This is a genomic window from Pseudonocardia sulfidoxydans NBRC 16205 (genome assembly GCF_007989085.1).
GTDB classification, from domain to species: Bacteria; Actinomycetota; Actinomycetes; order Mycobacteriales; family Pseudonocardiaceae; genus Pseudonocardia; species Pseudonocardia sulfidoxydans.
The window spans coordinates 171,664-179,407 of sequence record NZ_BJVJ01000005.1; the positions used below are offsets into that span (position 1 = coordinate 171,664).

The following is a 7,744-nucleotide window of genomic DNA, read 5'->3' on the forward strand; positions in this document are numbered from 1 at the left end:
TAACGCTCCCGACCGGCGGCGCGGTCGCGTGCCGGGGGTCGCGTGCCGGGGGTCGGCAGCCCCGATCCGGGCGCCGGAAACCCCCGCGCGCAACCTCGCTGCTCCCGGCGCGCCGGATCACGACCGTGAGGTTGCGCGCGGCGGGTCGGCGCTCCGGGCCGCCCGGGCGACGGGTCAGGCCTCCGGGACCTCGCGCCGGATCTCGTCGAGCCAGATGCGCGCTGACATGTCCGACGGCGCCCGCCAGTCCCCCCGCGGCGACAACGACCCACCCGCCGACACCTTCGGCCCGTTGGGCAGCGCCGAGCGCTTGAACTGCGCGAACGAGAAGTACCGCTGCGCGAACACCTCCAGCCAGCGCCGGACGTCCGCCATCGCGAACGCGACCCGGTCGTCGTCGGGGAACCCGGCCGGCCAGTCACCCGCCTCGGCGTCGTGCCACGCGTGCCACGCCAGGAACGCGATCTTCGACGGCCGCATCCCCCACCGCAGCACGTGGAACAACGTGAAGTCCTGCAACGAGTACGGGCCCACCGTCGCCTCGCTGCTCTGGACCGGGCGTTCGTCGTCGGCCGGGACGAGCTCGGGGGTGATCTCGGTGTCGAGCACGTCGGTCAGCACGTCGCCGACCTCGTCGTCGAACTGCTTCGACGACACGACCCAGCGGATCAGGTGCTGGATCAACGTCTTCGGGACGCCGCCGTTGACGTTGTAGTGCGACATCTGGTCGCCGACGCCGTAGGTGGACCACCCCAGCGCCAGCTCCGACAGGTCGCCCGTGCCGAGCACGATCCCGCGCCGCTGGTTGGCCGCGCGGAACAGGTAGTCGGTCCGCAGGCCCGCCTGCACGTTCTCGAACGTCACGTCGTAGACCGGGTCGCCGGACGAGAACGGGTGGGCGAGGTTGCGCAGCATCAGCCGCGCCGTCTCGGTGATGTCGATCGTCTCGAACGTGACGCCCAGCGCCTCGGCCAGCCGCGTCGCGTTGTTCTTCGTCCGCTCACCCGTTGCGAAACCGGGCAGCGTGAACGCCAGGATGTCGCTGCGCGGACGGCCCTCGCGGTCCATCGCCCGGGCCGCGACGATCAGCGCGTGGGTCGAGTCGAGCCCGCCCGACACCCCGATGACGATCTTCGGCTGTCCGATCGCGCGCAGCCGCTGCTCCAGACCGGAGACCTGGATGTTGTAGGCCTCGTAGCAGTCCTGCTCCAGCCGCGCCGGGTCGGCCGGCACGAACGGGAACCGCTCGATCTCGCGCCGCAACCCGATGTCGTGGCGCGGCGGGTCGAGCCGGAACTCGATGCGCCGGAACGCGTCCACCCGCTCCGCGTGCCGGCGACGGTTGTCGTCGAACGTGCCCATCCGTAGCCGCTCGGCCCGCAACCGGTCGAGATCGACGTCGGCGACCGAGTGCCGGGGCCCGCTCGGGAACCGCGCGCTCTCCGCGAGCAGCAGACCGTTCTCGTGGATCATCGTCTGGCCGTCCCAGGCCAGGTCGGTGCTCGACTCGCCCTCTCCCGCCGCCGCGTACACGTAGGCGGCCAGGCAGCGTGCCGAGGCCGACCGGCACAGCAACGTCCGGTCGTCCGCCCGGCCCACCGTGATGGGGCTGCCCGACAGGTTCGCCAGCACCGTCGCCCCCGCGAGCGCCGCCTCCGCGCTCGGCGGGATCGGCACCCACATGTCCTCGCACACCTCGACGTGCAGCACGAACCCCGGCACGTCCGCCGCCGCGAACAGCAGATCCGGCCCGAACGGCACCTCCGCCCCGCCCAGCTGCAACGTGCCGCGCACGTCGTCGCCCGGCGCGACCTGGCGGCGCTCGTAGAACTCCCGGTACGTCGGCAGGTACGACTTCGGCGCCACCCCCAGGACGCGTCCCCGGTGGACGACGACGGCGCAGTTGTAGATGCGGTGCCGGTAGCGCAACGGCGCGCCGACGACCAGCACCGGCAGCAGGTCCGCCGACCCGGCCACCACCTCGGCGAGCGCCTCCTCGACCGCGTCGAGCAGCGTGTCCTGCAGGAGCACGTCCTCGATCGAGTAGCCCGACAACGTCAGCTCGGGGAACACGATCACGCCGACGCCGTCGTCGTGCAACGACCGTGCCGTCTCCAGCACCGACGCCGCGTTCGCCGCCGGATCGGCGATGACGGTCCGCAACGTGGCGGCGGCGACGCGCAGGAACCCGTGCCGGTACGCGGAGTAGAAGTCCATGGTGCGACGAAGTCTGCCCCAGCCGCGTCGGCCGCGCGACGATCACCCCGGCGCAACCCTGTGAGTGGCGATAGTCGCTATAGCGACTATCGCCACTCACGAGCGGTTGTCGGGCCTCGTACCAGGGCGCCGATGCCCGCGTGCAGCCGAACGACCCGGGTCGACCCGATCAGAGCAGGTCGCGGCGGCTGATCACGCCGACCAACCGTCCCGCCTGCACCACCGGCAGGATGCGGAAGCCGCGGTCGGACATCAGGCTGCGCGCGACGCGGAGCTCGTCGTCGGGGCCGACCGTCACCGGATCGCGGCTCATCGCCCCGCCGACGGTCCGCGGCCGCCCGGTGCGCCGCCCGTCGAGGGGGTCGCGCAGCAGGTCCGCCTCGCTGATGACGCCGACGAGCCGATCACCGGCCCGCACGACGGGCAGCGACGTCAGGCGTCGGCCCGTCAGCAGCGCGGCGGCGTCCTCGGTGGTCTGCTCCTCGGTGACCGTGACCAGGTCGGCCGTGGTCATCGCGTCGCGAACAGTGGCGTCGGCGGGCAGCGAACGGGGGCGCCGCGGCGGCGGCCGGTAGGTCGTCGAGGGGCGCAGGTCCTCGGAGCGGCGCTCGACGAAGCGCCGGACCGCGCGGCTCACCGCGTTGCCCGTCGGGCGGGGGCGGATCAGGTCGCTGCGGGTCACGACCCCGACGAGCACACCCCGGTCGACGATGGGAACGACCCGCAGCTCGCCGTAGGTGCGCATGCGGTGGGCGATGATCCCGACGCCCGCGTTCGGTGACATGTGCACGATGTCGCGGGTCATCACGGACTCCACCGGGGCCTGCGAGCCCGTGGGATTCTCCTCGCGGTGGCGCAGCAGGTCGACAACGCTGATCATGCCGACGAGCCGGTTGCGGTCGTCGGTCACCGGCAGTGCGCTGAAGCGGAACTCGGCGAGCCGCTTCTCCGCCAACGACACCGGGGCGTCCGCCCGGACGGTGACGACGCGGTTGCTCATGATCTCCCGGGCGCGCAGCACCATGGGGCCAACGCTAGTGCCGTTCGGGGCTCTCCACGAGATCGATCCGCGCGGCGTCGGTGACAAGCGTCAAAGACTGCCCGTCGACAACGTAGGCGGGGTCGGCGGTCAGGAGCGCGACGAGCCAGTCGTCCAGGGCCTGGACGTCCGGCGGGCAGGCCATGCGGGTGGCGCGGACGCGGTCGTCGACGGTGAGGCGGTCCGCCGACGCCGTGGCGCGGAACCCGAGGCGGTTGCCGCCCGCGTGGACCGCGATCCCGTCGGGGGCGACGAACGTCACCGTCACGGGCGTGCCGTCCCCGAGGCTGGGCGGCGCGTCACCGACGAACGTGCGGCCCCACAGGCCCGGTGTCCCTGACGGAACTCCGAGGATCGCCCGCGCCTCAGCGATCGTCGCCGGGGAACGGCCCATGTCGCGCAACAGGTCCATCAGCGCGCGGAGCAGGTCGGCGTTGCTCGGCTCCCCCGGCCCGGCGTGGTCCTCCAACCCGACGCGGACGTGCCCGCCCCGGCGCACCGCGAGCTCGGCGAGCCCGCACCCGACGACGTCACCGCCCAGGACCGCGACCGACCACGGCAGACCCGTCGGCTCCAGCATCTCCAGGTACGCCTCGAGCGCGGTCGCGGTGGGCGGGAGCCCGAACTCCAACCGGCCACCGAAGTAGAGCTTCACGATCGCGCCCGCGGGCAGCCGTCCGGTGCGGTGCCAGGTGAGCGCGGTGCGCAGATACCCGGGCTCGAAGATCGAGATGCTCGGCGCCGCCCCCAGCGCGGCGGTACGGGTGATCATGTGGTCGACGTCGGCGTGCGGGTTGGCGTAGGGCTCGGCGGCCGCGACCGGGTCGAGCGCGCCGTCGGAGGTGAGGCCGAGGTTGACCGAGCCGGGGTCGACCAGCGTCATGCCCATCCCCCGCCGCGCCAGCTCCTCGACGTGTGCCCACCGCCTCTCGACCGGGATGCCGCGGGCCGCCGCACCCATCGTCGGGTACAGGAGCACGTCCGGGTGCCGGTCCAGGATCGGCGTCCACGCCTGCACGTACGGCTCGACGGCGTGCACCCCGTCGACGGAGAACATGACGTCGTCGGTGTGGTTGTGGACGATCGACGCCCCCAGCTCGATGCCCTCCAGCGCGACCGCGGTGATCTCGGCGGGCGTGCGGGGGACGTGGCGGTTCACGCTGCGCGGCGTGGGGCCGTTGAGGGCGAGCTCCACGATCACCGGTGACGTCACCACACCGATGATGGCCGAGCCTGCCGCTGGGAACCACCCGCGCCGGGAGCCGGGCCGCGAAAGGGACGCTCCCACCGGTGGCATCAGCAAACCCTCAGCGTCGTGACAGCGCACAGGGCTAGCGTCGGGAGCAGCCGAGGGCGGCGGGGGGCCGCCCGGAGGAGGACCACCGCCATGACCAGCACCGTGGAGAACACCGACCCGATCCACCTCGACGACCATTTCTTCGCCGACCCGGACTCGCTCTACCGGCGACTGCGCGAGGAGGCCCCGGTCGCCCGGGCGGTCGCGCCCCCGGGGCTCGTCGTGTGGCTGGTGACGCGCTACGCCGACGTCCGCCCAGCCCTCAACGACCCGCGCCTGGCGAAGAGCGGCCTGCGGGTCGCCAACCTGGTCGAGCGGCACGCGACGCCCGAGCTGCACCGGACCGAGGTCGCGAGCTCGCTCGTCGAACACATGCTCAACAGCGACCCGCCCGACCACACACGCCTGCGCAAACTGGTGAACCGAGCGTTCACGGTGCGGGCCATCGGGCGGATGCGGCCGCGGATCACCGAGATCGCCACGGAGCTCGCCGACTCGATGACCGCGCGCGGACCCGAGGTCGACCTCCTCGACGAGTTCGCCTTCCCGCTGCCCATGACGGTGATCTGCGAGCTGCTGGGTGTGCCCCAGGATCGCCGCGACGAGTTCCGCACCTGGTCGAACACGCTGCTGTCGCGGGGTGAGCCCGCGGTCCGGTCGGCTGCGGCGCAAGCGATGGCACAGTTCCTCGCCCAGCTCGTCGCGCAGAAGACCGCCGAGCCCGGCGACGACATGCTGTCGGCGATCGTCGCCGCCTCGGAGGACGGCGACTCGCTGTCGCACACCGAGGTCATCTCGATGGCGTTCCTGCTGCTGGTGGCCGGCCACGAGACGACCGTCAACCTGATCGGCAACGGCATGCTCGCCCTGCTGCGCCGTCCCGACCAGCTGGCCGCGCTGCGCGCGGACCCGTCGCTGGTCCCGAACGCCGTCGAGGAGTTCCTGCGTTTCGACGGGCCGGTCAACCTGGCGACGATGCGGCACACCACCGAGCCCGTCGAGATCGGCGGAGTGACCATCCCGGAGGGCGAGTTCGTCCTCGTCTCCCTGATCGGGGCCAACCGGGACCCGGGCCGCTTCGAGCGCCCGGGGGAGCTCGACGTCAGCCGAGACACGTCGGGGCACGTCGCCTTCGGCTACGGCATCCACCACTGCCTGGGGGCGCCGCTGGCCCGGCTGGAGGGCGAGATCGCGTTCCGGACGTTGCTGGAGCGCTTTCCTGACTTGGAGCTGGCCGCCGAGCCCGAGACGCTGGAGTGGCGGGAGAGCTCCCTGATCCACGGCCTGCACCGCCTGCCGATCCGCTTCTGACCCGCCCCGCCATTTCGATCTGATACTGGCGCCATCCCGACGTTCATCGGTCCGGGTGACGGCGTCGGCGTCGCTCCAGCACGGACAGAAGAACTGTTACCTCAGAAGGGATGATTCCGACTCAACGCCGCCCTCAGGCAACACTTCGGCGGCGCGTGAATCGTCGGAACGGGGACTGGACCGCATGTCCCCGATCCCGTACTCCTTGATAGCGACGTACGCTCGAGGGGGAACCATGCCGGACCGAACAGTAGTGCTCGAAGTCCAGGGTCCGAGCGATCCCTTGGTGCGCGAGCGGCTTACGAGCGAGCTCCGGCTGGCGCTAACCACCGATCCCTCACTCCACGAGCTCACTGGGCTTTCCTTCTCAGCCAGCCCTTCCGCGCAGGACGGCGCCAAGGGAGTCACCGACGTAGTAGCCCTGGTCGTCGCAGGCGTTCCTTATGCGAAGCCGCTTGCAACCATGCTCGGTCAAGCCATTTCCGGGTGGTGCGCCCGGGATCGCCGAACGACGGTCACAGTGCATGACGGTGAGCGCACCATCGAAATCGTCGGTTCACCGACAGCCGCGCAGCAGGAGCTGATGGAAAAGTTCTGGCGAGGCGACAGCAACACGACATCGTCGTGAGGGCCTTCCTCGGTAGACACGCTCTGATCATCGGGACCGAGCTATACCGCGACAAGAGTTTCACGAACCTGCCGTCCTGTCGGGCCGACGTCGATGTCATGACCACAGTCCTCAAAGACCGCGCCATCGGTGGATTCACCGTCGCAACAGGACGAAACCTGCCGGCCGACCAGATGCGGGATGCCATCAGTGGGTTCTGTCAGGAACGCACCGACGACGATCTGGCGCTCATCTACATCACCGGTCACGGCGTCCGGGGGACGAACGGAGAGTTCACCTTCGTCGCCCACGACACCGATCGGGAGGACATCGCATCGACCGGCGTGAGCGCGTCGTTCGTCAATGACTGCATCGAGAACTGCTTCGCCGCCCAGAGAGTCGCGATTCTCGACCCCTGTGAGAGCGGCGCCTTCACCCTGGGCTTCCGCACGTCACCGACGAAGTCGGGAGCAGCCACACGCAGACGCGGACTGCCGCCGGTCGCACCACGCGGCGCCTACGTCTTGGCATCCTCCGATGCGACCGAGGCGTCCTACGCCACGAACACCGACACCGCACAGAACCCTGCTCCTTCGGTCTTCACCGCCGCGGTGGCCGACGTGTTGCATTCCGGCTCCGCAGGCCGCTCGGCCAGCGCGATCGTCTCCGTCGACGACCTCTTCGAGGCTGTCGGTGATCGCCTCCGGGACGCGTCGCCCCCGCAGACGCCGGTCAAGTCCGCCATTCGTGTCACCGGAGCGATCCCGATCGCGACCCGACCCCTCGGTCCGCCTCCGGAGCCTCACGTCAACGGACCCGCCGAGGGACAGGAAGCGACGACAGCGGAAGTACACGAACCCGAGTGGCCCGATCTGATCGGTTACCTCGCCGACGTCGTGCGTGCCGAGTCCGAACCACCGCTGCTGCGGCTCGACGGGACCGATCATGTCATCGTCCTCGGGGCGGAGCGCGCGCTGCGCGGCGACGTCGATACGGACGGATGCATCGCAGCGCCGGCCGGGGCAGCGCGTCTGCTGAGCGACGCCGCGGACGACGAGCTCTGGATGGGCTGGCCCTCTGTCCTGCTCTACAGGGACGACAGGGGGCCGTCGCGGACCGAGACCAGATTCGCCCCACTGTTGGTCCGGCGCGTCGAAATCGCCGGCACCGCTGACGATCCGAGGCTCCGTCCTGTCGGTCCGGTCGTTCCGCACGGCGGTCTCGCACGCGCGCGCCTCGAAACCGATGCGGCCGACGTCCTCGCGTCGACTTA

6 protein-coding genes are annotated in these 7,744 nt (G+C 71.0%); 3 read left to right on the forward strand and 3 right to left on the reverse strand.

Features of this window, described 5'->3' with window-relative positions:
* Positions 1 to 174: 174 nt before the first annotated feature.
* The 3 genes from PSU4_RS04790 to PSU4_RS04800 form a co-directional block, all read right to left on the reverse strand.
* Positions 175 to 2,217, reverse strand: coding sequence for an NAD(+) synthase (locus PSU4_RS04790; protein WP_147102752.1), 2,043 nt, complete (start codon positions 2,215 to 2,217; stop codon positions 175 to 177).
* Positions 2,218 to 2,386: 169 nt separating this feature from the next.
* Positions 2,387 to 3,241, reverse strand: a complete 855-nt coding sequence (locus PSU4_RS04795; RefSeq protein WP_147102755.1) for a CBS domain-containing protein — start codon at positions 3,239 to 3,241, stop codon at positions 2,387 to 2,389.
* A 10-nt stretch (positions 3,242 to 3,251) separates the two neighbouring features.
* On the reverse strand, positions 3,252 to 4,469 hold the full coding sequence (locus tag PSU4_RS04800; protein ID WP_246114939.1) for a 3-keto-5-aminohexanoate cleavage protein: 1,218 nt from the start codon (positions 4,467 to 4,469) through the stop codon (positions 3,252 to 3,254).
* A gap of 174 nt (positions 4,470 to 4,643) precedes the next feature.
* Here PSU4_RS04800 and PSU4_RS04805 point away from each other — a divergent pair, with 174 nt between their 5' ends.
* From PSU4_RS04805 to PSU4_RS04815, 3 genes are all read left to right on the forward strand, one after another.
* Positions 4,644 to 5,864, forward strand: a complete 1,221-nt coding sequence (locus PSU4_RS04805) for a cytochrome P450 family protein (protein ID WP_147102761.1) — start codon at positions 4,644 to 4,646, stop codon at positions 5,862 to 5,864.
* A 253-nt stretch (positions 5,865 to 6,117) separates the two neighbouring features.
* Positions 6,118 to 6,492, forward strand: a complete 375-nt coding sequence (locus PSU4_RS04810; RefSeq protein ID WP_147102763.1) for an effector-associated constant component EACC1 — start codon at positions 6,118 to 6,120, stop codon at positions 6,490 to 6,492.
* Positions 6,489 to 7,744: caspase, EACC1-associated type (locus PSU4_RS04815; RefSeq protein WP_186816741.1), on the forward strand; the 1,256-nt coding region annotated here is incomplete at its 3' end. The genes PSU4_RS04810 and PSU4_RS04815, both read left to right, overlap by 4 nt.